Origin of the sequence: Kribbella antiqua, from assembly GCF_004345665.1 — a bacterium.
Classification (GTDB): domain Bacteria; phylum Actinomycetota; class Actinomycetes; order Propionibacteriales; family Kribbellaceae; genus Kribbella; species Kribbella antiqua.
Genome location: NZ_SLWR01000009.1, coordinates 130929 through 152371 on the forward strand (window position 1 = coordinate 130929; position 21443 = coordinate 152371).

General features: G+C 68.3%; 15 protein-coding genes. 4 read left to right on the forward strand and 11 right to left on the reverse strand.

What is annotated here, in order from left to right; translation table 11 throughout:
• Positions 1 to 4: 4 nt before the first annotated feature.
• The 4 genes from EV646_RS25140 to EV646_RS40705 all read right to left on the reverse strand — a co-directional run bounded on the left by EV646_RS25140 (position 5) and on the right by EV646_RS40705 (position 5979).
• On the reverse strand, positions 5 to 1030 hold the full coding sequence (locus EV646_RS25140; RefSeq protein WP_199237178.1) for a LacI family DNA-binding transcriptional regulator: 1026 nt from the start codon (positions 1028 to 1030) through the stop codon (positions 5 to 7).
• Between the two features lie 106 nt (positions 1031 to 1136).
• Positions 1137 to 1673 (reverse strand): YbhB/YbcL family Raf kinase inhibitor-like protein, encoded by a 537-nt coding sequence (locus tag EV646_RS25145; RefSeq protein ID WP_199237179.1) that lies wholly within the window; start codon positions 1671 to 1673, stop codon positions 1137 to 1139.
• Between the two features lie 18 nt (positions 1674 to 1691).
• Positions 1692 to 2954, reverse strand: a complete 1263-nt coding sequence (locus tag EV646_RS25150; protein WP_132152664.1) for a phosphodiester glycosidase family protein — start codon at positions 2952 to 2954, stop codon at positions 1692 to 1694.
• A gap of 541 nt (positions 2955 to 3495) precedes the next feature.
• On the reverse strand, positions 3496 to 5979 hold the full coding sequence (locus tag EV646_RS40705; RefSeq protein ID WP_132152666.1) for a DUF222 domain-containing protein: 2484 nt from the start codon (positions 5977 to 5979) through the stop codon (positions 3496 to 3498).
• Between the two features lie 235 nt (positions 5980 to 6214).
• Here EV646_RS40705 and EV646_RS25160 point away from each other — a divergent pair, with 235 nt between their 5' ends.
• Complete coding sequence (locus EV646_RS25160) at positions 6215 to 7138, forward strand: AEC family transporter (RefSeq protein ID WP_132152668.1); 924 nt, start codon at positions 6215 to 6217, stop codon at positions 7136 to 7138.
• Here the strand turns inward: EV646_RS25160 and EV646_RS25165 are convergent, their stop codons facing one another.
• The 3 genes from EV646_RS25165 to valS form a co-directional block, all read right to left on the reverse strand.
• Entirely contained in the window at positions 7139 to 8764 is a 1626-nt protein-coding gene (locus EV646_RS25165) for a DUF1841 family protein (protein ID WP_132152670.1), read from the reverse strand.
• 42 nt (positions 8765 to 8806) lie between these two features.
• The gene (locus EV646_RS40235; RefSeq protein ID WP_241996311.1) at positions 8807 to 9871 is read right to left on the reverse strand and encodes a hypothetical protein; all 1065 of its coding nucleotides are present in this window, start codon (positions 9869 to 9871) and stop codon (positions 8807 to 8809) included.
• Between the two features lie 153 nt (positions 9872 to 10024).
• A complete protein-coding gene (valS, locus tag EV646_RS25175; RefSeq protein WP_132152672.1) occupies positions 10025 to 12562 on the reverse strand; it encodes a valine--tRNA ligase in 2538 nt (845 codons plus the stop codon).
• A gap of 74 nt (positions 12563 to 12636) precedes the next feature.
• Between valS and EV646_RS25180 the strand changes: the two genes are divergently transcribed.
• The 3 genes from EV646_RS25180 to ndk are packed head-to-tail and all read left to right on the forward strand — an operon-like array spanning position 12637 to position 14769.
• On the forward strand, positions 12637 to 13998 hold the full coding sequence (locus EV646_RS25180; RefSeq protein ID WP_132152674.1) for a bifunctional folylpolyglutamate synthase/dihydrofolate synthase: 1362 nt from the start codon (positions 12637 to 12639) through the stop codon (positions 13996 to 13998).
• On the forward strand, positions 13995 to 14321 hold the full coding sequence (locus EV646_RS25185; RefSeq protein WP_132152676.1) for a DUF4233 domain-containing protein: 327 nt from the start codon (positions 13995 to 13997) through the stop codon (positions 14319 to 14321). Before EV646_RS25180 ends, EV646_RS25185 begins: the two co-directional genes overlap by 4 nt.
• Positions 14322 to 14358: 37 nt before the next feature.
• On the forward strand, positions 14359 to 14769 hold the full coding sequence (gene ndk, locus EV646_RS25190; RefSeq protein WP_132152678.1) for a nucleoside-diphosphate kinase: 411 nt from the start codon (positions 14359 to 14361) through the stop codon (positions 14767 to 14769).
• A 70-nt stretch (positions 14770 to 14839) separates the two neighbouring features.
• Here ndk and EV646_RS25195 read toward each other — a convergent pair whose 3' ends face one another.
• Genes EV646_RS25195 through EV646_RS25210 form a run of 4 tightly spaced genes read right to left on the reverse strand, consistent with a single transcriptional unit; the run spans position 14840 to position 21443 of the window.
• Entirely contained in the window at positions 14840 to 15976 is a 1137-nt protein-coding gene (locus EV646_RS25195; protein ID WP_132152680.1) for a glycosyltransferase, read from the reverse strand.
• The gene (locus EV646_RS25200; RefSeq protein ID WP_199237180.1) at positions 15977 to 16765 is read right to left on the reverse strand and encodes an alpha/beta fold hydrolase; all 789 of its coding nucleotides are present in this window, start codon (positions 16763 to 16765) and stop codon (positions 15977 to 15979) included. It lies immediately after the preceding gene.
• Positions 16762 to 17055: a phosphopantetheine-binding protein gene (locus tag EV646_RS25205; RefSeq protein WP_132152682.1), complete on the reverse strand. Its 294-nt coding sequence runs from the start codon at positions 17053 to 17055 to the stop codon at positions 16762 to 16764. Before EV646_RS25205 ends, EV646_RS25200 begins: the two co-directional genes overlap by 4 nt.
• The gene (locus EV646_RS25210) at positions 17052 to 21443 is read right to left on the reverse strand and encodes a type I polyketide synthase (RefSeq protein WP_132153129.1); all 4392 of its coding nucleotides are present in this window, start codon (positions 21441 to 21443) and stop codon (positions 17052 to 17054) included. Before EV646_RS25210 ends, EV646_RS25205 begins: the two co-directional genes overlap by 4 nt.

Here is a 21443-nt window from a genome sequence, read left to right on the forward strand (position 1 = left end):
GCCGTCACGACGCGGCGGCGGTGGAGTGACGGATGACCAGCTGGAGCGGTGGTGACTCCGGCGCGGGAGAGTGGTCGCCGGTGGGCGACTCGATCTCCGTGACGAGATTCGCGATCCCGCGGGCGACGTGGATATCGAAGTCCTGCGGGACGGTGGTGAGGGGCGGCGTCAGGAAGGCGGCGGACGGAATGTCGTCGAAGCCGACGATGCTGACGTCGCCGGGGACGTGGCGACCGGCCTCGGTGAGCGCGCGCAGCACACCGATCGCCATGTCGTCGTTGGCGACGAAGATCGCGGTGACCTCGTCGTTGGCGGCGAGCTTCCGGCCGGCTTCGTAGCCGGAGGCCGGTAGCCAATCGCCTTCCAGTACGGGCGGTTCGGCCGCACGGGCGGCGGCCAGGGCCTGTCGCCAGCCTTGGAGGCGTTCGCGCGACGCCCACCAGCGCTGCGGTCCGGCGACGTGCCAGACGGTCCGGTGCCCGAGCCCGAGCAGATGCTCGGTCGCGAGCCGCCCGGCACTGACATTGTCGCCGCCGGTGTGGAGGATGGTCGGTGCACTGAGACCGGGGAACCGGCCGAAGCTGAGCACCGGGATGTCGACCTCGATCGGCTGATCCTCGACCTCGATCGGCTCGGACAGGATGATGCCGTCCACACCCTGCTCGAGCAGGTGCTCGATCGCTCCGGCAACGCCGCCGGTGTCGCCTTCGAGGGTGTTGACGATGCTGAGCGAGTAACCCGTTCCGCGCAGGGTGCGCTCGATCGCGACCAGTTGGGTCGAGGGCCCGAAGAGCGCCGTACCGAGGCAGACCACGCCGATGCGGCGGGTCCGGCCCGAGTTGAGGGCCCGTGCGCTGTTGTTCCGGCGGTAGCCGAGTTCGCGCATCGCGGCCTGGACGCGGAGGCGGACCTCCTCCTTGACGTACGGCTCGCCGTTCAGGACGCGGGAGACCGTCTTCTGCGAGACACCGGCCAGCCGGGCGACGTCCATGCTGCCCGGACGGCGCCTCTCGGACTTTCCCTCGCTCATAACGTCCTCACCAGGTTCGACGTTCTGACTGCGTAGTCAGAATGTGTCTACGTAGTCAGAAACGTCAATCCCTGGTTACGGGACTGTGATCTGGAGCACCCTTGCGTTAGTGGGCGTAGAGGCCCGTGAGGCGGCCGCGGGCGATGCTCCTGGAGTCGATGGCTTTCAGTGCTTCGTCCAGCTTGGCGCCGTCTTTGAGACCGGTCTTCGCGGACAGGGCGTAGATGGTGAAGCGGTAGTGGTGGGTGCCGCTCGGCGGGCAGGGGCCGAAGTACGAGGCCTTGCCCGCCGAGTTCTTCGCCTGTGTGCGGGGTTGCTGACCCTCGGCGAGCGCGTTGGTGGACGGATCGAGGTCGAGTACCACCCAGTGTGTGAAGGTGCCGCGTGGTGCGTCGGGATCGTCCATCACCAGCGCAAGGGCCTGGGTTTTTGGTGGCACGCCGTTCCAGGCCAGCGGCGGCGACACGTTGGGGCCGTCGCAGGTGTACTTCGTCGGCACCTTGGCGCCTTCCTGGAACGCCGTACTCGTCACCGTGATGCTGCTGGGTGCGGTCATGGCCGGCTCCTCTCCGGACTCCGACTGCGCGCCGCATCCGGCCGGCCCGAGCAGCAGGCCGGCCGTCAGCAGCGGCAGCAGTCGCACTCCTTCAGAGTGCGCCTGTCAGCGACCTGGGACAAAGACGATGGCGTCGCCGACCGCTCGCTCCGCACCGCCCGTTCCGCTGGGGTGGTTGACCAGCGTCCCGTCGCGCAGCGCCATCGCGGTCGAGCCGCCGCCGTCCAGGTTGATCGCGTTGTCCATCCCGAGTGCCTTCGCCACCGCGGCTGTTTCGTCCATCGTCGTACCGACGCTGGTGGTCTGGCGGCCGTCGATCGTCGCCAGCAGGATCTTGCCGTCACGTGTCGTACCGGCGATGGTGCGCGGGTTGCGGGCGAAGAAGCTGCCGGTTCCGGCCGGTACGACGATCTCGCCGTTCTTGGTGAGCCGGTAGCGTCCGGTCACGCCGTACAGGCCGCTGCGCAGCGGGACGTCGTCACCGTTCTCGTTCGCCAGCTTGATGGTGCGGTTCAGGCAGCCGTTCGCCACGGTGTTCAGCAGGCTGACGGTGTCCTTCCCCGTCGCCTGCAAGGAGGTTTGGCCGGGTGCGAGGTTGGTCCCGCGCGTTGTCGACGTACGGACGACGCAGCCGTAGCGATTCAGCACCACCTCGACGCCCGCGCCCGACGGCGTCGCGGCCGCGAACTCCGGCGTGAACAGCACGACATCGCCGGGAGTGGTGCAGGTCGTCTGGTCGGGCAGGGTCGCGCAGTCGGCCGGGACGACCGGCGGGTGGTTGACGAACTCGAGGGGGAGCTTGATGTCGGTCTGGCGGTTGACGACGCTGCCGGTCCAGCGCAGGTGGCCCATCACGACTTTGTTGCTCTTGGCATCGATCAGCAGGTTGGCCTCGGTCGGGTCGGTCAGCGGCTCGCTGAGCAGTTTGCCGTTGAAGATGCCGAGGCCGACCGGATCACCCGGGTACTGCGGGTTGGCGGTGAACGTGAAGAACGACGCGTTCACGCCCGCCAGCGCGCCTGCCGACTTCACCAGCACCGACGTGTTCTCCACCTTCGCGAGATCCGGCCCGTAGGTGGCCTTCAGGTGACCCTTCGCCTTGGCCGGGTCGATGGTCAGCACGTTGACCACCCACGGCCCGCGCGTCGTCGTGTTGAGCTGATCGGCCGGCGCCGGCTCGGTACCGCGCACGATCTTCGTCAACGTCACCCCACCGGCGAGCACCTGAGTGCTCCGGGTCTCCGCCAGGTCCGAGTCACCAATCGGCAGCGTGCCTGAGGTCGCGGCGGCTGCGGTGGGGACGAGGGCGGCCGTCACCAGGAGGGCCGCGGCGGCCGCAGCACGAGTCAGTCGAGCGGAAGTAGTCATAGCGGCATCCTGAGCGTCGATGGTGGAATCTTTCCAGTCACACCGCTGAATCGTCAGCATCTGACGGGTTACGGTTCCGTGCCCTGCTTGGGGACCCTTGGGCGGACGGATTGCCGTAACGCAGGTGGACTTCCGGCTGAGGCAGGTTGCGCGCCACCAGCATCGAGGCATCGCTCTGGCGTGGCCAGCGGAGCGACCGGATGCCGTGCGGAGCCCAGCAGGTCTTCGAACCCTGGTCGGTACGGCGGATGTCGGTCATCGACATTCATCTGTCTCAGAGCAAGCTGATCCCGACAGGCGCCGAGGCGGTCCTGTCCGACGTGACTCGGTCAGCCCGGTCAGGACCACTGGGTGGAGCGGTGGACTGAGGGTACGGCGACCTGCTGGCCGGTGCGCCTGATCAGAAGCCTGTGCCTCTGATGCGGCGGGCGGTGGGTCGGATCAGCAGGGCGGTGGGTCGGATCAGCAGGGCGGTGGGTCGGATCAGCAGGGCGGTGGGTCGGATCAGCAGGGCGGTGGGTCGGATCACCAGGGCGGTGGGTCAGAAGGGCGGTGGGTGCTGGGAAGCCTCGCGTCGCAGCGTGGCGATGGGCTGGCTCGTGGGCAGGCTGCGGGGATCGTCGCTTTCGGCGGCCCAGGCGACGTCGGCGTCGTGCCTGTTTCTGCCGACACACGCGCTCGTCGTGCCCGCGGCGTCGGGCGGTTCGGTGATGGGTCCGCGGGTGGTGATGGGGCCGCGGGCGGGTGGGACGGTGGTGTGGCGGTGGCCGGTGGGGGTGGTGAGGGTGATGGAGCCGTCGGGGTGGCTGGTGGTGGTCCAGCCCCAGGTGGGGGTGTCTTTGATGACGTGGTGGTATTCGCAGTATGGGGCGAGGCCGGTGAGGGTGGTGGTGCCGGTTTGGGTGAAGGGGGTGGTGTGGTCGCGGTCGCAGTCGCGGGAGGTGCGGTTGCAGCCGGGCCAGGCGCAGACGGGGTGGCGGGCGAGCAGGGTTTCGGTGACGAGGGTGCCGGGGTCGTGGCGGGTGGTGGAGGCTTCCAGCACGATGCCGTTGAGCGGGTCGGTCAGCAGTCGTCGCCAGGTGCCGTCGGTGGCGATGCGGCGGGCCATCTCGGCGGGGATGGGTCCGTAGCCGGTCAGTTCGGCGGGGTCGTCGTCGAGGCCGAGGAGGGTCGAGGCGGGGATGATGACTTCGATGTGGGGTCGGCGGCGGTGCTGGTCGGGTAGGCGTCTCCCGAGCCAGTCCAGTCCGTTGCGCAGGATGTGCTCGAACAGGTCGGCGGTGACGTCGGCGCGGCGCTGTTCGGCGGTCCGGGTGTCCTTCACCGGCACCGCAGTGGTGTCTGTGCCGGACTGTTCGGCTGTGCGGGTGGCTGGCGCCGGATTCGTGGCGTGGTGGTGCGCCACCTGTTCCGCGCTGGAGCCCGGACGCGGTTGTTCGGCGGCCCCGGTGTCATTGACCGGACCTCCGGTGAGGTCGTCTCGGTGTTGTGTCGTGGGCGGGGCGTGGTGCGTCGCGCCGTCACCTTGGTCGTCGGTGATCGTGCCGGTGGTGGTGTCGGCGGTGCCGCTGTTGGTGTCGGCGGTGAGTGGATCGGCTGCGGCGGCTGTGGGTGCCGGGGTGGGTTTGCTTTCTGCAGGTGCCGTCGCGTTTGTGGCGTCGGTGGGCGGGGTGCCGACAGTTGCGGTGGTCGAGAGCCTATCGCTGGTGGTATTCCGCTGCGTGGTCGCGGCGTTGTTCCGGGAGGTGTTCGTGGTGGCGGGGTCCACGGTGGCCGGGTTGTAGGTGGCGGGGCCGGTGGTGGCGGGTGCCCCGGTCGCGTTGTCGCCGGTGGGTGAACTGGTGGTGGTGTCGCCGGTGGTGGGACTGCCAGTGGCGTTCGTGTTGGCGGCAGGCTGCCCCGCGGCGGGCCCGTTCGTGGCGGCGCTGGTTGCAGAGTCGTTGGTCGGGGCGTCGTTGGTCGGGGCGCCGGTGGGGGTGCCGCGTTTGGCGAGGGCTGCGATGGCTTGGATGGTGACCCAGATTTGCTGGATCTTGTCGGCGGTGTGGACGATCCACAGCCCGGCCATGCCGTTGGGGAGGGGGACGATTTTGCAGGTGCGGTCGGCGACGGCGGCGCGGTGATCTTCGGCGTCCTGGCGGGTGGTGTGTTTGGCGACCTGGCGGCGCAGGGATTCGAGCAGGTTGCGGTGGGTCTGGGTCGGGGCGCGTTTCAGCACGTGGGCCTCGACGGCCTGGGCGGCCTCATCGGGCAGGTTGGTGGTGGCTTCGGAGATGGCCAGGGCCTTGCCCCAGGTGAGCGTGCCGCATTTCAGGGCGGTGTGGGTGGCGCGCAGGGTGCTGGTGAGGCGCAGCGCGGTGGTGACGTGGCGGGCGACGGTGGTGGGGGACAGGCCGAGGGCGAGGGCGAGTTCGGCGTGCCAGGAGCGGTCGGGGTCGATCGGGCGGCCCCGGGTGTCGAGCTGGGTGGGACGCGGGGACTCGGTGTGTTCGGCTCGGCGGTGCCGGTAGAACGACGCCATCGCCTCGGCCTTGATCGATTCGGCCCAGGCGACCATCCGGGTGGTGGCCTTCATCAGCTCCATCAACGCGATCGGCGACATGGCTCGCGGGCGGGTGTCTTCCAGCGCGGCCGCGAGGGCGCCGCCGGGCGGCAGCGACAGCCAGGCGGGGGCGTCCAGGGCGAGCAGGGCGCGGTCGGCCTCGTCCTGTTCCACGCCGTGCCATTCCTGCCAGTCCAGGTCGTCGACGCGCGAGGATCGGGTCGTGGCCACCGGCGCGTCCAGCTCGACATCCCAATCGTCCGGCTCGGGGACGGATTCCGGGTCGACGGAAAGATCGTGGTCGATCGGGTCGGGCAGGTCGTCGGGAATGTAGTCGGGCGGCCCAGGCGGCCAGGCCGTGCAATGTGCGCAGCAGATCGGGTGGCTGGAGCCAGACAGGGCGGGCGCACACGAGGTGGGCGCGACCGTGCCGGCGGGGACCGGGTGGCCGCCGCCGGGCTGGATGGTCACAAGGCCCGTCATGCATCTATATTAGAACACATGTTCGATCAAGCCAAATCGCCGATTCGGTGCTGTGGATGGCGGGAACCGTTACAGGGCTGGGGATCCGGACGGAGGAGTTGCTGACGGCAACTATATGGTGACGCCGAGACGATGAGGTGCGGGCGGTTGTCCAGTGTCTGAGCGGGCAGCATCTGTAGTCACGGTTTCGGATAACATCGCGGGGGTGACGAAGCCGATGAGTGTGTGACCGCCGGTGTCCGCCGTCGTTGGAGCCTTCGTCGCGCTGGTCTCGGTCGCCGTACTCGGTTACGTCATCGGGCGGATCGGCGTACTGCGGGCCGAGGACGAGTTGGTCCTGTCGCGGCTGGCGTTCTTCGTGGCGACGCCGGCGTTGCTGTTCACAACGGTCGCCCGGGCGGATCTGCACTCGATCTTCTCGCCGGTCGCGCTGACGAACCTGGCCAGCCTGCTCGTCGTCCAGGTGGTCTTCGTCGTGATGGCGCTGGTCTGGCGACGCACCCGGTCTCAGGCGACGATCGGCGTACTCGCGTCGTCGTACGTCAACGCGGGCAATCTCGGTGTGCCTGTCGCCGCGTATGTGCTGGGTGACGGTGCGCTGGTCGCGCCGATCGTGCTGTTCCAGTTGCTGGTGATGGCGCCGATCGCCTTCGCCGTACTCGATGGTGACCGGCAGGGGTCGGGGCGGCGGGTCTCGTTGCGGACCCTGCTCACGCGGCCGCTGCGCAACCCGCTGACCGTGGCGTCGTTGCTCGGGCTCCTGGTCGCGTCACTTGGCGTGGATCTGCCGCCCGTGGTCATGCGGCCGATCGACCTCGTCGCCGCGGCGGCGGTCCCGGTCGGCCTGGTCGCCTACGGCCTCAGCCTGAGCTCGGGTACTCGCGACTCGATCATCATCCGACGAGACGTCGTACTAGCGGTCCTCCTCAAGGTCTTCCTGCAACCACTGGCCGCCTACGCCGTAGGCCGCTGGCTCCTGGACCTCCACGGCCACGCCCTCCTGGCCACCACCCTCCTAGCCGCCCTCCCCACCGCGCAAAACGTCTACGTCTACGCCGTCCACTACCGCACCACTCGCACCCTGGCCCGCAGCGCCGTACTTCTGAGCACCCTGCTATCGATCCCGATCATGACTGCGATCGTGGGCGTCCTCGGCTGATCACCGACCGAGCTTGTCGAGACCAGCGCGGTACTGGTCGAGGTCGACGGGCTGGTGGTTCGTCAGGACCCCGTGCAGCTGACGGGCGACCAGTTCGCCGATGGCGTGCAGGATGTCGTGCCTGTCGTGGCCTTGGGCTTGCAGTCTTCGCGCCGCCTGCCAGACCTCGGGCGGATCGTCGTTCCACAACTGGTTCGTGACGACTTCGTGCATCGCGAGGTGCAGGTGCGGGTTCACTCCGTCGACCTCGCCGACGACCGCCGGATCATTCAGAGCGTCGTGGTACTCGGGGTGTTCGCCCTCGATCAGGATGCTGCGCTCGTCCGGATCGTTCGGGTTCAGCCGCGGATAGTCCTCGCCGCCGATCCGGGTGCCGAAGTACGGCATCGCGAATGTCCGCCGGTCAAGAGCGTCCTGCGGAGCATCAGCGTTCTCTGTCGGCTCGAGTCCTTCGATGAGCAGGCGGCCGGGTGACATGTTGGCGGCGTCGTCGTAGACCTCGTCGAAGTGACCGAGGCTCTCCCGCCCGGCCTTGAGAACCTCCTCGAGCACAACTGGTGACAGGCCTTCGCGAGACCCGGCCCACTTGATCCATGCCGGCACCAACAGCGGCAGTACGGCGCGCTCCTCGGCGCTGAGCATGACTTTCCTCGGCAACCAGCCGAGCAGGAAGATGTCGAGCTTGGCAGGACTGACTCGCAGCATCTTGCCGTCGTCGTAGTCGGCGCCGTACTGCACGATCAACCGGACGCAATGCTCAAGGTCTTGGCCGGCTGGCAGCTCCGCCGCTTCGGGTGACGCGAGGAACGCCCGTACCACGCGATCCCTGGTCTCCTCGTCGACTTCGGCGCGCTCTACGCGGGGCGCAGGATCGGGCAGGACCTTGAGTCTGGACAGCGCCAACGAACGAAGGTCCTCGAACTCCTCCGAGACGTCCGCAGTCCAGGTGCGGTCGGTGGCCTCGAACGCGTCTTCCAGCAGTCGCCGGACCTCCGCGGGGTCGGACTGCTCCAGGACCATGGCCTCGTCCCTGGCCGCTTCCTCTCGCATCATCGCCAGAGCCTGTACGACGTCGTCGACGAGAAGAATGTCGTGAGCCCAGCCGCCCGGGTGGTTGAGGTCGACCAGTATCGAGAGCGCATGGACACGACCGGCTCGCTCGAACGAGCACAGCACGCTGGCCGAGTCGCCGTACACCTCGCGCATCGTCCAGCACTCCCGGAACGTCAGGTCATCGAGTACGGCGGACCACTTCGGTTCGCGGGTGCCGCGTGCGATCAGGTCGGCGGCGATCGCGCGGGCCTGATCGGCCAGGGCGTGATCTGGCACCATCCTGGCGGCGAGGATGGCGAACTCGAGGGTGCCGGCCTTGGGCATGCCTCGCTGGGCGTTGGCGAGTAGATCCCGCACGCCTGCGTAGTCGTCGGTCCCTGGTCCGTCGGCCTGCCAACCGGCCCCACAGACGGCGGACGCCAAGGTTTCCGCGTCGAGCGGGTCCTGATCGGAGCTGGACAGGCTGAATTCGTAGGGCAGGCCACGAACCGCGTTGCTCCGGCCGGCAGCGGCTGGATTGCCGTGCGACTGCCGTTGCTGCTTGGTCTTCTTGCGGCCGCGGCTCTTGGGCATGCACCAACTCTTCCAGGTACGGCATGTGCCGGTGCGCCGGGGTCACTTCATTGCGTTGAACGCTTCTTCGGTGACGGGGGCTACCTGGTCAACGGTGACGCCGTCGTTGGCGGATTGGACTATGACGGTGAGGGTGTTAGAGCCGCGGTAGCACTGGGTGGGGAGGTTGCCGGTTTCGACGCAGGTGGCGCGGCCGACCTTCTTGATCTGGTCGCCGGTGGCGCCGGAGTCCGCGACGGTCTTGTCGATGTCGACCTTGCCGCGGAGGGCGATCACTACGAACATGCGGTTGCCGTCGAGGTTTCCGTACGCCTCGACTGTTACCTGCTTGCCGTCGTTGATGCGGCTCAATGCCTCGCGGGTCTCGTCGAGCTGAGCCTGCTTGCGGATCTCCTGGTCTGTGATCCGGTCAAGCCCCGCGAGGGTCGCCGGCGGCGTGATCCCACGCTCCGCGTTCAGCCGATTCAGCGGCCCGAGCCCCCACACGTATCCGATCACAGCCAGCACCACCAGTACGACGACCACGCCCACCACAGTCGCCCAAGGCCCCCGCACCCGAACCCGCCGATACCACTTCTTCTTCCCCGCCGCCGCAGCCTTCCCAGCCTCAGCTTTGGTGTCCCCACCCTTCGCGGCGTCCGCCTTCGCGTCCCCGCTCTTGCTCTCTGCGGTTTCCCCCTCCGCACCCACTGCAGCTTCAGCCTTGGCAGCGTTCCCATCCGCGGCAGGCGCCTTCGCGGCATCAGCCTTCGGGGCGTCCGCTGGTTTCCCGGTCTCGACCTTCGTCGTGTCGCCGGTCGCCGCCTTCTCGGCGGAGGCGGCTGCGGCAGCGGTGGTTTTCGAGGGGCGCGAGGGCTGCGACGGCTTCTTCTTCGTGGTGGAGTCGGCTGCCGCGGGCTTGCCGGCGGTCTCGCCGGAGCGTGCGTCGGCCGAGGCAGCGGAGGACGCCGAGCCGGTGGTAGTGCTGGTCTTGGCGGGTTGTGCGGGCGCGGCGGGCTTCGCCGGCGGAGTGCTTGCGACGTCGCTCGCTCCGCCACCGTTGGGCGGCGTACTCGGGGTGGGGGGAGCCTCCGGGGTGGTGCGGTCCGGGGTGGTGGGGTCGCTCATGGTGGGGCTCCTCGGGACTGGCATGGTCGCGCGGTTCGACCCGATGGTTCCACATCGGCACAAACCGGTTTCGCAGCGTAGCCGTTCGGGGTATGGCGGTAGCGCCCGCCTCCCAGGAGGGCGACGGGCGCTACGTGTTCGGTTGTGAACCCGTCAGAGGGTCGCGACGACCTTGACCGGGCCCGTCTCGTCCGCGTGCCAGATGATCTCGCCGGTGATCCGGCCGGCGGCGCGCAGGTCGCCCTCGGCGCGTTCGGCCAGGGCGAGGCGGGCGGCCGGACCGGTGACCTCGACCTTGCTGACCTCGGTCTTCATCGAGACCTTTTCCTCCGACTTGGCTCCGCGGATCCCGGCGAGCACCTCGGAGACCGCGTCGAGGACCTCCGGGTCCTGCTCGGCGACGGCGAGGTCGACGTCCGGCTCCGGCCAGCGGCTCAGGTGGATCGAACCCTCCTGCCACCACGACCAAACCTCCTCGGTCGCGAAGGGCAGGTACGGCGCGAGCAACCGCAACTGGACCGACAACGCAACAGCCAACGCAGCGCGAGCCGAAGCGGCGCCGGCGTCATCATCCCGGTACGCACGCTCCTTGACCAGCTCCACGTAGTCGTCGCAGAAGGTCCAGAAGAACCGCTCCGCGACCTCGAGCGCACCGGTGTAGTCGTACCGCTCGAACGCTGCCGTCGCATCGGCGACAACCGACCGCAACTGCCGCAGCATCGCCAGGTCGACCGCTTCCGTGACAGCGGAAGCATCAATCGTCGACGCACCGAAGCCCAGCACGAACTTCGACGCGTTCAGGACCTTGATCGCCAGCCGCCGGCCGACCTTCATCTGCGACTCGTCGAACGGCGAGTCCAGCCCCGGCCGCGCCATCGCCGCGCGCCAGCGGACCGCGTCCGAGCCGAACTTGTCCAGGATCTCGGACGGGACGACCACGTTGCCCTTGGACTTGGACATCTTCTTGCGGTCCGGGTCGACGACGAAGCCGGAGATCATCGACCGCGCCCACGGCAGCGTGCCGTTCTCGAAGTGGGCCCGGACGACGCGGGAGAACAGCCAGGTCCGGATGATCTCGTGCGCGTGCGTGTTCAGGTCCATCGGGAAGGTCCGGGCGAACAGGTCCGGATCCCGCTCCCAGCCGCAGACGATGTGCGGGGTCAGCGACGAGGTCGCCCAGGTGTCCATCACATCGGGGTCGGCCTCGAAACCGCCCGGCTTGCCGCGCTGCGACTCGTCGTACCCACGTGGTGCCTGGGAGGTCGGGTCGATCGGGAGCTCGGCTTCGCTGGGCATGAGCGGGTGGTCGTAGTCCGGCTCTCCGTCGGCGTCGATCGGGTACCAGACCGGGAACGGGACGCCGAAGAAGCGCTGGCGGGAGATCAGCCAGTCGCCGTTCAGCCCTTCGACCCAGTTCAGGTACCGGTGGCGCATGTGCTCCGGGACCCAGGCCAGCTCTTCGCCGCGCTCGACGAACTCCTGCTTCAGGTCCGCGTCGCGGCCGCCGTTCCGGATGTACCACTGCCGGGTCGAGACGATCTCCAGCGGCTTGTCGCCCTTCTCGAAGAAGTTCGCCATCCGCTGCGTCGGCGTCGGGTTGCCGTCCAGGTCGCCGCTCTCGCGAAGCTTCTCGACGATCAGCTCACGGGCGCTGAAGACCGTCTTGCCGGCCAGCTCGCCGTACAGCTCGGAGCCCTCCAGCCACGGTGGCGTCTCCCGTAGCAGGCGGCCGTCGCGGCCGATGACGGTCCGGACCGGCAGCTGCAGCTCACGCCACCACTGAACGTCGGTCAGGTCACCGAAGGTGCAGCACATCGCGATACCGGCGCCCTTGTCCGGCTCGGCCGCCTCGTGCGGCAGAACCGGCAGTTCGACGCCGAACAGTGGCGACGTCACCGTCTTGCCGAACAAGCCCTGGTACCGCTCGTCGTCCGGGTGGGCGATCAGCGCGACACAGGCTGGGATCAGCTCCGGCCGGGTGGTCTCGATGTAGACCGGCCCGTGCGGCGCGTGGAACGCGATCCGGTGGAAGAAGCCCGGGTAGTCCCGCGCCTCCAGCTCGGCCTGGGCGACCGCGGTCTGGAACGTGACGTCCCACATCGTGGGAGCCTCGGCCAGATACGCCTCACCGCGGGCGAAGTTGCGCAGGAAGGCGCGCTGCGACGTACGGCGGGAATCCTCCGAAATCGTGGTGTAGAGGTACGACCAGTCGACGCTCAGCCCGACTCGCCGCCACATCGCCTCGAACGCCTGCTCGTCGATGTGGGTGAGCTCGCCGCACAGGTCGACGAAGTTCTGCCGGCTGATCGGAACCTGCCGCTTCGGATCCGGCTTCTCCGGTGGGGTGAAGTCGGGGTCGTACGGCAGGGACGGGTCGCACCGGACGCCGTAGTAGTTCTGGACCCGGCGCTCGGTGGGCAGGCCGTTGTCGTCCCAGCCGATCGGGTAGAAGACCTTCTTCCCGCGCATCCGCTGGAACCGGGCGACCAGATCGGTGTGGGTGTAGCTGAAGATGTGCCCGACGTGCAGCGACCCGGACACGGTCGGCGGCGGCGTGTCGATGGAGTAAACCTCGGCGCGCTCGGCCCTCCGGTCGAAGGCGTAGGTCTGCTGCTCCTTCCATACGGCAGCCCACTTCTCCTCGAGACCGTCGAGGCTGGGCTTGTCTGGAACACGGGACGTCTGGCTCATGCGCACAATCGTAGTGGTTGTCAAGGGGTGCTCCGACCGGTTTATCCACAGCCCTCACTAGACTCGGTGTTCTGATGAGCGACCTCTCCTACGCCGAGGTATCGGCACGCCTCCAGGCACGCTGGCCGGAGCACAAGATCAATCCGACGCTCGACCGGGTCCGCCGGCTGGTCGAACTGCTCGGCGACCCGCAGCGGGCGTACCCCGTCGTACACCTGACCGGGACCAACGGGAAGACCTCGACCGCGCGCATGGTCGACACCCTGCTGCGGGAGGCCGGGCTGCGGACCGGGCGGTTCACCAGCCCGCACCTGGAGTCGGTCCGGGAGCGGATCACCCTCGACGGCGAGCCGATCAGCGAGGAGCGGTTCGTCGAGGCGTACGACGAGATCGCGCCGTACCTGGACGTGGTCGACGCCGAGCAGGAGCACCCGCTGTCGTTCTTCGAGGTGATCACCGCGATGGCGTTCGCGGTGTTCGCCGACGCGCCGGTCGATGTCGCGATCGTCGAGGTCGGCCTCGGCGGCACCTGGGACTCCACCAACGTCGCCGACGGGACCGTCTCGGTGATCACCCCGGTCGCGGTCGACCACGCGCACATCCTCGGCGGCGATCCGGTCACGATCGCCCGGGACAAGGCGGGCATCATCAAGCCGGGCGGTACGACGGTGATGTCGCAGCAGAGCCTGGATGTCTTCGAGGTGCTGCTGACCAGGGCCGCCGAGGTCGGCGCGCAGGTCGCCCGCGAGGGCATCGAGTTCGGCGTCACCAGCCGCTCGGTCGCGGTCGGCGGCCAGCTCATCTCGATCAAGGGCCTTGGCGGTGAGTACGACGAGATCTTCCTGCCGCTGCACGGTGAGTACCAGGCGCACAACGCCGCCACCGCGCTCGCCGCAGTCGAAGCACTCCTCGGCGCGAGCGAACAGACCGAGGGCCGGGTCACCACCGAACTCGTCCAGGCCGGCTTCGCGGAAGTGACGAGCCCAGGCCGGATGGAGATCGTCCGGACCAGCCCGACGATCATCGTCGACGCCGCCCACAACCCGCACGGCGCCGAGGCGACCGCCGCGACCGTCTCCGAGGCGTTCGCGTTCCAGCCGCTGATCGGCGTACTCGGATGTATGAAAGACAAGGACGTGTACGGCGTTCTGGAGGCGTACGAGCCGATCATGGAAACAGTCGTTTGCACCCGGAACTCGTTCGTCGAGCGCTCGATGCCTGCCGAGGAGCTGGGGGAGCTGGCGGCCGAGGTGTTCGGCGAGGACCGGGTGCTGGTCCGGCCGCACCTGGTTGACGCCATCGACGACGCGATCCGGCTGGCCGAGGAGAACGCGGTCGCGCTGGGGACCGGCGGCGTGCTGATCACCGGCTCGGTCATCACCGCCGGCGAGGCCCGCACCTTGCTGGTCCGCAAACCTCGGAAGGACGAGCAATGAGGTCGCTGGCGTCGATCGTGCTCGGGTTCGAGTCGCTCGTACTCGCGCTCGTCACGCCGGTGATGATCTCGATCGCCAACATCCGCCCCGCGGTCGCGCTGCCGGTCTGCCTCGGCCTCGCCGTCCTGGCTCTGCTCGCCACCGGCCTGCTCCGCAACCAGGTCGGCTACGCGCTCGGCTGGGTGGTCCAGGTCGGAGCCGTCGGCCTCGGCTTCGTCGTACCGGTGATGTTCGTCCTCGGCCTCGCCTTCGCCGCCTTCTGGGTGATGGCCATCGTCCTCGGCCGCCGCATCGAGGCGGCAAAGCAAGCCCACACCGGTTAGGCTCGGCGCCCGACCTACTTCGAGAGAGAGTTGACAGATGTCGCAGCGCACCCTGGTCCTGCTGAAGCCCGACACGGTTGGTCGTGGACTGGTCGGCGAGGTCCTCGGCCGGTTCGAGGCCAAGGGACTCCGGATCGTCGCGATGGACCTGCGCACGATCGACGGTGAGCTGGCCGACCAGCACTACGCCGAGCACGTCGACAAGGCGTTCTACCCGCCGCTGCGCGACTTCGTCACCAGCGGCCCCCTGGTCGCGCTCGTCCTCGAAGGCGACGAGGCGATCGAGGTCGTCCGCGCCCTGAACGGCGCCACCGATGGCCGCAAGGCCGCCCCCGGCACCATCCGCGGCGACCTCTCCCTCTCCAACCGCGAAAACCTGGTCCACGGCTCCGACTCCGAGGAGTCCGCCTCTCGCGAAATCAAGATCTGGTTCCCCGACCTCCCCTGAGCCTGAACCAACAACTCGGGGCCTGACACACGAAATAACCTGTGTCAGGCCCCCAGTGCTTGGTCCAGCCCTAGCCCAGCGCGAGCTTCTCCAGGTGGCCGGCGGCGGCTTGCGCGCCGCCGGCTGTTTGGAAGGAGTGGGCTATGCGAGCGGCTGACTCGCGGTAGGTGGGGTTGGTGAGGACTGCTTCGACGGCCTTGGCCAGGTGGGCTGGGGTGGAGCGGGTGAAGCGGAGGCGTACGCCGGCGCCGGCGTTGACTACCTGGGTGGCGACTATGGGTTGGTCGTCGCGGATGGGGGCTACGACCAGGGGGACGCCGTGCCAGAGGGACTCGCAGACGGTGTTGTGGCCGGCGTGGCAGATGACGGCGTCCAGGTGGGGGAGTAGCTGGAGTTGGGGGACGTGGCGTCGTACGAGGATGTTGCTGGGGGTTTCGGCTAGTACGGCGGCTGGGTCGACGATGATCGCGCGTACGGGCAGCTGAGCGAGGGCGTCGACCGCGGCGGTGAGGAAGCGGGCGCCGGCGTCGTCGTTCGCCGTGCCGAGGGAGACGAGGACGGTCAGCGTGCCGGGCTCGAGCCACTCCCACGGGAAGTCCGCGGCCGGGCGCTGAGTGATGGACGGTCCGACCAGCCAGGCATCGCGCTCCACCTCCACCTCGCCGAGTAGCTCGCGGGTGGTGAAGGCCAGGATCCCGTACGGCGAGAAGCGGGGGTCGGCTGCACCTCCGCCGATCCGGCCGCGCAGGTCGTTCAGCAAACCGTCCAGCCACGCGGCGACCTTCGGCATGCTGGCCAGCGGATCGATCAGCTCGGCCGAGGTCGTTGCCGAGGTCACCCAAGGCAGGCCGAGTCCGTCGGCCATCAGCCCGCCGGCGACCGCCTGCTGATCCGCGACCACCACATCGGGCTCGAACGACGAGATCGCCGTACGCACGCCATCGGCCATCACCTCCGCCAACGGAATCAGGAAGCTCTCCCAGAGGAACTGCAGGGCCGCCGGGCCTTTCAACTCAGCCGGCCGATCGACCTCCGAGGGCACGTCACACGCGAACACCTGTGCGTCCGCGGCCGCGAGACGCCGTACCAGCTCAGGATGACCGGCCCACGCGACTTCGTGGCCCCGGGCAATCAATTCGGCGGCGACTCCGACCAGCGGGTTGATGTGGCCGAACAGCGGAGGTACGACGAACAGATAGCGCGACACCTACTCGGCCTCCACCAGCGACTGCTCCCGGACCCAGTCGAGGACGAGCGACGAAGTCTCCGCCGTACGCTCGATCAGCACGGAGTGGCCCTGCTCGGGAAGTACGACGACCCGGCAACCAATCAGGTTCGCCTTCAGATAGTCGACCTGTTCCATCAATACCGACTCGTCGCCGTACAACGCGAGGACAGGGCAACGAATGTCAGCCAGCCCAGGGTCGATGGTCCGGCTCAGCAGCACGTCCTCGGCGATCGTTGTCGTCTGCAACAACTTGCCGGCGCCCCTGGACAGCCTGGCCTCGTGATCGCCCTTGGCCTGTTTGATCAGATCGATCGCCTCGTCGGTGATTAGCCAGGGCTTCGCCCGTGCGAGACCGTCGCCGAGTCGCTGCGACCATGCCTCGACCGGCGGTTCGGCTTCGATCGCGACGACGCTGGCGACGCGTTCGGGCTGCGCGGCGGCCAGTCCGAAGGCGATGCTTCCGCCGTACGAGTTGCCGACCAGGTGGACCGGCTCGTCGATCTCCAGCGCGTCGAGCAAGCCGACGAGGTCGTCGATGTGCTCCTCGAGCCGGTACCCGGTGGTCGGGCGACTGCTGCGACCGTGGCCGCGCAGGTCGTACATGATGACGTCCAGCCCGGCGGCGGCGAACGCAGGCCCGAGCGTGAAGTAGTAGCTGGCGAGGCTGTCGTAGAGCATGCCGTGAACCAGTACGACGACGGGAGCGCGCTCCGCGTCGGGCGACAGTCGCTGGACATGCAGGTCGATCTCGCCGACTCGGACCTTCACCGCAGTGCCTCGACCACGAAGATGACGAGCTCGCCGACGGTCAGCGCGATGATCTCGTCCAGTTCTTTGTCCGCGATGAAGGTGGCGAAGTTGATCCGGTCGCCGTAGTGCTCGCGCAACAACCCGGACAGCGTGACCAGGTCGATGCTCTCCAGTTCCAGATCCTCGTGGAACTTGGTCGCCATCGTGATCTCGGCGTCCTCCAGCCCGTACTCCTCCAGCAACACCCGCAACATGCCGGTGAGATCCTCCAGCACCCCGGCTTCGGTTGTCTGCACGTCAACACTCATATCTCTTGCTCCTCACTCGCCCAGGCGACGATGTATTCCTTGCCGTTCTGTCCTTGGATGCGCGCCGTGCGTACGTCGTACTCCCGCCCGTCGACCCGTACGACGAGATCGTTGCTGGCGGCAGCGATCGGGTGGTTGCTTACGGCAGCCATGACCTCGAACCGCTGGGGTGCGCCGCGGAGGCCGGTGCCGAGCAACTTCGCGACCGCCTCCTTCGCGGTCCAGAAGTGTTCGAACTCGAGCTCGGTTGCCGCCAGCAACGCGAGTTCCGCCGGATTGCAAGCAACCGCGAAGGTGCTCTCCGGCCGCTCGGCGATCTCCTCGATGTCGATCCCACAGCGCCCGCTGCTTGCGATTGCGACGCCGACGATGCCGCGGTGCGCGATCGACACGGTCAGCTCGGGCAGCTCACGGCCGTGGACGCCGACGACGTACGGCTGACCGCTCGGGTGATTCCGTACCGCGAGCTCAGCCGGGAACAGCTCACCGTCACCGTCGACACCGTTGCCCCGCAGGTGCCGTCGTACGGCGTCCTTCGCGGCGATCCGGCCAAGGAGCCACTGGCGTTTGCCGGCCGGCGGATGACCGGCGTACTGCGAACGTTCGGCACCGCCGAGCTGGTTGCGCATGATCAGTTCGCGTGTCGCGAGGTCCGGCCACTGCTCGTGGACAATCGACCATCCCCCGGGGTGTTCGTCCGAGAGGAGTTCGCGACCCGGGTGGCGGTCGACGGCGCGGATCCGCGGGTTGCTGTCGAACCGGCGGTCGCGCCAACCGTTGAACTCGGCCCAGACTTCGTTGCCCAGGACAAGCTGCATGTCTGCCTGCAGAACAGTGTCGGTCACGGACGTGATCTTGACTAAGCACTCAAGTTCCTGACCGGGCTGCGGATGCGGGCCGTGGAACCTGATTGTGTCCATGCCGACAGGGAAGACGGTGGTCCGGTCGGGCAGCTCGGACATGATCCAGACGCCGAGGACCTGGCCGACGTTGTCGAGCAGGGCTCCCGGCGCCGCCGGTGTGGTCAGCAACGCGCGTACGTGGTGATCGCCGATCGCGGTGAGCTCCGTGACACCTTGGAACTGCGGGCCGTGGAACATCCACCGCTCGCTGTACAGCGTCTCGGCGGTCAGCTCGGGCTTGCGTTCTTCCCGTGGATCGAACCGCCAAGGTGTCGGCGGGCTGTCGTAGGACGGCGCGAGTTCCACGGTGGCTCGCGAATAGTCGCCCAAGGCAACGGTTACCCGGTTCGAGTCGGTCGTCACCTCGACGGGTACGTCGACGGCTGGGATTGCCGTGATCCATTTGTTGAGCCGCACGTCTTGTACGGCGACCGCCCGGCTGCCGGGGGTGGACGCTTCGGCAACCCCCATCAGGTAGTCGATCACCGTTGTCGCCGGGACCACCGGCCACCGATCCCCATGATCAGGCCAGCCGCCCCGCTGCTCGAAGAAGCAGTGATCCAGCAGGTAAGGCATGGTCTCGACCGACACCGGCCACACCCGGGGGACGGGCTGAGGCGCCGACGGGGACGCAGGCGGCCGCGGCGCCGGGTGCGAGGTGGGCGGTGCTGGGCGCGAGGTGGGCGGTGCTGGTTGTGATGTGGGTGGTGCAGGTTGGCGCCGAGCGGTGCCGGCAGTCGTCAGTACCTCGTTCGCAAGGTCCGCGGTCTCCTGCATAAGCGCCGACAACTCGGCCGCCAGTGCCGACTGCCCGGCGAGAGCCTCCAACGCTGAGCCCTCGCCCCGGCCCACGACCAGCTCGCTGCGCTTGTTGACGTCCAGGCTGATCAGTGCGCCGCCGAGGTCAAGCTGGAGTGCTCGCCGGCTGACTGTCTTCGAGAACAGGCGGGTTGTGTCAGGCTCCAGGCCGTCCGCCCACAGGGCTGTGGTCAGGCGGTGAAGCTGAGCGAGGCCACTGCGGCTCGGGGACTGGGCTGCTATGACCAGGTGTTCCTGCCCGTGGAGCGTGTCTGCAATGAGCGAGCCGAGCTGTCCAGCACCCAGCTGGATAAAGGCCCGGAAGCCATCCGCGTACATCGCCTCGATCAGAGGCCGGAACCGCACCGGCTCCAGCAGATGCCGGACGAACAGCTCCCGCACCTCCTCCGCAGCCGTCGGATACACCGCAGCCGTAGTAGCCGACCAGACCGGCACCTGCTGCGGCTGCAACGTGTGCGCCTCCGCCGCAGCCCGGATCGGACCCAGATACGGCTCAAGCATTGGCGTATGGAACCCGGACTGGAACGGCAGCACCTGACTGATCACCGCCCGAGCCCGGAACCACTCCACCAGCTCGTCAACCGCCTCCGCAGCCCCACAGATCAGCGACTGATTAGGAGCGTTGTCATGCGACAGTACGACGTCACTCCGCCCAGCCAGCGCCTCCAGTACGACGTCAGCCGCCGTACCGATGACTGCGAACGCAACACCGGGCACCCGCAGCGCATCCGGATCGAACGCTGCCAGGAACTCGTCCACCTCGTCAGCCGGGTGCATGCCCCCACAAGCCATCGCAGCCCATTCACCGACGCTGTGCCCGGCCATGCCGTCCGGTGTCACGCCCAGCTTGCGCAGTGCGGCATCGAGCAGTCGCCCGAGCTCCAGCACGCTCACACCGTGCCGACCGACGTCACCCACCTGAGCGCCGGCCCCAGACCACCGCAGCCCAAAGCGCGAGGCAATGTCCTCAGCACGTGGCTCGTACTCACCCTCGAGCCCAGGAAAGACGAACGCCAGCTTCCCGCCGCCCGCACCGAGCAGCGGCCGTGGTGCGAACCAGATGTCGTTCCGCCCACGCCAGGCACGGCCCTTGCCAACAGCACGCCGCGCCATTGCCAGCCGCTTCTCAGTCGGGTCCACAATCCCCAACCGACTCGGACCAGCACCGCCTGAAAACGCGAGCACCTCAGAGTCAGGCCGGTCCAGCAACGCAGCAAGAGCAGAGGGGGCAGCAGCGGCGAGCCGGAGCTCCCGTTCTGGCTCCCACACACTCAGTCGGGGCCGGGCGACCACAGCCGCCTGTTCCAGCACCACATGCGCGTTGATCCCACCGAAGCCGAACGCGTTCACCGCAGCACGCCGTACGGGCTCTTCCCAGGCACGGGCGGTGGACACCGTCTCGAAGCGCGTCTGCTCCAGCGCGGGGTTCGGCTCGTCGCAGTGCAGCGTTGGCGGCAGCACACCGTGGTGCACAGCGAGTGCAGCCTTGATCAACCCGGCAACACCAGCCGCAGGCATCAGATGCCCCACGTTGGACTTCACAGAGCCGATCACGGCCCGCCGACCCTCAGCGGGCCCAAACACGTCAGCAACCGTCTGCAGCTCAGCCACGTCACCTGCTGGCGTTGCAGTCCCGTGTGCCTCCAGCAACCCGACAGAGCCTGCAGCCGCCGGGTCCAGCCCAGCAGCAGCCCACGCTTGCCGCACTGCCCGTGCCTGGCCGCTGCTGTCCGGGTTGAGCAGACTGGCGGTGCGTCCGTCGCTGGCAACGCCAGTACCGCGGATCACGGCGTACACCCGATCACCGTCGCGCTCCGCGTCCTCCAACCGCTTCAGGACGACGACACCGGTGCCCTCGCCGATCAGTACGCCGTCCGCATCCCGGTGGAACGGTCTGATCCGATCACTCGGCGACAACGCCCCTAGCTGGCTGAACACACTCCACAACGTGATGTCGTGACAGTGGTGCACTCCACCCGCCAGTACGACGTCACACCGCCCACTGCCCAGCTCCTGTACGGCGTGGTCCACAGCAACGAGTGAAGACGCACACGCCGCATCCACCGTGTACGCCGGACCACGCAGGTCCAGGCGGTTGGCCAGCCGGGACGCCGCGAGGTTCGGCACCAGACCGATCGCGGACTCCGGTGCCTCCGGCCCCAACCGCTCGGTGAAGGCGTCTCGGATGGCGTCCAGCCGGTCCGGACGCAGCTCCGGCAGCAGCTCGCCCAGGGTCTTCACCAGCTGGCTCGCCGCACGCACCCGCTGGTCAAGCCGCACCAGTCCTGGCGTGAGGTAACCACCGCGGCCGAGGATCACGCCTACTCGCTGGCGGTCCGCCGGCAGCCGGTTCTCTCCGCCGGCGTCCGCGATCGCCTCAGCCGCCACCCGCAGCGCGATCAGCTGATCCGGCTCGGCGTCCCGCACCGAGTTCGGCATGATCCCGAACCGCGCCGCATCCACCTCCGCATCGACGAACCCTCCGCGGCGGCAGTAGATCCTGTCCGCCCGCCGCGTGGCCGTCGGTTCGTAGTACGACGGATCCCACCGCCCGGCGGGTACTTCGGTGATGGAATCGACGCCGTTGACCAGGTTGCGCCAGTACGTCGCAAGGTCCGGAGCGCCGGGGAACAACGCTGCCATCCCGACGATCGCGACCGGTGTCAT

Coding starts and splice junctions, on each gene's coding strand:
- EV646_RS25150 (WP_132152664.1), bottom strand. CDS start 2,954: ATGACTACTTCCGCTCGACTGACTCGTGCTGCGGCCGCCGCGGCCCTC.
- EV646_RS25165 (WP_132152670.1), bottom strand. CDS start 8,764: ATGCCCAAGAGCCGCGGCCGCAAGAAGACCAAGCAGCAACGGCAGTCG.
- EV646_RS25210 (WP_132153129.1), bottom strand. CDS start 21,443: ATGACACCGGTCGCGATCGTCGGGATGGCAGCGTTGTTCCCCGGCGCT.
- EV646_RS25205 (WP_132152682.1), bottom strand. CDS start 17,055: ATGAGTGTTGACGTGCAGACAACCGAAGCCGGGGTGCTGGAGGATCTC.
- EV646_RS25185 (WP_132152676.1), top strand. CDS start 13,995: ATGAGGTCGCTGGCGTCGATCGTGCTCGGGTTCGAGTCGCTCGTACTC.
- EV646_RS40235 (WP_241996311.1), bottom strand. CDS start 9,871: ATGAGCGACCCCACCACCCCGGACCGCACCACCCCGGAGGCTCCCCCC.
- valS (WP_132152672.1), bottom strand. CDS start 12,562: ATGAGCCAGACGTCCCGTGTTCCAGACAAGCCCAGCCTCGACGGTCTC.
- ndk (WP_132152678.1), top strand. CDS start 14,359: ATGTCGCAGCGCACCCTGGTCCTGCTGAAGCCCGACACGGTTGGTCGT.
- EV646_RS25140 (WP_199237178.1), bottom strand. CDS start 1,030: ATGAGCGAGGGAAAGTCCGAGAGGCGCCGTCCGGGCAGCATGGACGTC.
- EV646_RS25180 (WP_132152674.1), top strand. CDS start 12,637: ATGAGCGACCTCTCCTACGCCGAGGTATCGGCACGCCTCCAGGCACGC.
- EV646_RS40705 (WP_132152666.1), bottom strand. CDS start 5,979: ATGACGGGCCTTGTGACCATCCAGCCCGGCGGCGGCCACCCGGTCCCC.